2 protein-coding genes are annotated in these 935 nt (G+C 60.5%); one reads left to right on the top strand and one right to left on the bottom strand.

All coding sequences use genetic code 11. The annotated features are described in order from the left end of the window. The first annotated feature begins 143 nt into the window (after positions 1-143). Positions 144-383 (top strand): helix-turn-helix domain-containing protein, encoded by a 240-nt coding sequence (locus DC347_RS10610; RefSeq protein ID WP_109045392.1) that lies wholly within the window; start codon positions 144-146, stop codon positions 381-383. Here the strand turns inward: DC347_RS10610 and DC347_RS21670 are convergent. After that, a partial coding sequence (locus DC347_RS21670) for a DUF6262 family protein (RefSeq protein WP_165838022.1) occupies positions 380-935 on the bottom strand: 556 nt, incomplete at its 5' end. The genes DC347_RS10610 and DC347_RS21670 overlap by 4 nt on opposite strands.

Genomic DNA, 935 nt, shown 5'->3' with positions numbered 1-935 from the left:
GGGGTTATCTTGCCCAGTCACGGGGGTCGATGCCATTTCTGCCCGGAGCTGTTGGCCGGAGGGCTTGATTCCGGTGATTGATTTCTGTGCGGTTCGTGAGGATCGTAGGGCCCGGTTGGGTAGTCTTTGGGGCGTGATGTGCTGTGGCTGAGAAGCGGTTTCTGGCGTTGGCTGATGTTTCGGAGATTCTGAATATCTCCTCAGCCCAGGCGTATGCCCTGGTCCGGTCAGGCGAATTGCCTGCGATTCAGGTTGGAGGCCGGGGGCAGTGGCGGGTTGAGTCGCGCCTTTTAGAGGAATACATTTCACGGGGTTATGAGAAGACCGCCGAGTATGTCCGTGCGCAGTCTGCTGAGGGCCGGCCCGTGCCGGACGGTGTCTAGCCCCTTTCAGGTATTCGGGCCTCGAGCTTTGTGACGGGCACTGCCTCGTTACGTTGTTTCATCATGGTCCTGTTGATGGACTGCGCGGCGCGCAGCTGGTCGTTCAGGTCTTCGACCTGGGCTTCGAGTAGTGAGATCGCTGTGCGGGCCTTATCAGTGTTCTGGCGTTCTGTGCTGAGTTGGGTTTCCAGTTCGCTGATGTAGCTGGCCATCTGTTCCGGGGTTCTTCCGGCCAGGGCTTCGGCAAGGTTGGTGTTCACTGCGCGCTTGTAGTGATCGCGTTGCTGGGTGACGGTGGCGAGTCGTTCCTGGAGCCGCAGGAGTTCGGTCACGGCGCCTTTGGGTGTCATTCCTGTCTGTTCATGGCCCTGTGCCCAGGTCGCGCGCTGCTGCGCCGCTGCGCGGGTGACCGCGGTTTTCAGTTCCGGGGTGTTATAGATCAGCCAGCGGCTGACCCCCGCTGCCCGGGCAACTGAGGAGACGGTTAGCAGCTCGGAGCCGTTGATGAGCCGGGTGATTGCTCTCCGGACGAGGGCTTGTTTGGTTTTGCTT

Source organism: Pseudarthrobacter sp. AG30 (genome assembly GCF_003116525.1).
Classification (GTDB): Bacteria; Actinomycetota; Actinomycetes; order Actinomycetales; family Micrococcaceae; genus Arthrobacter.
The sequence above is the reverse complement of the archived record's forward strand: the minus strand, read 5'-3'. Positions and strand labels throughout refer to the sequence as shown.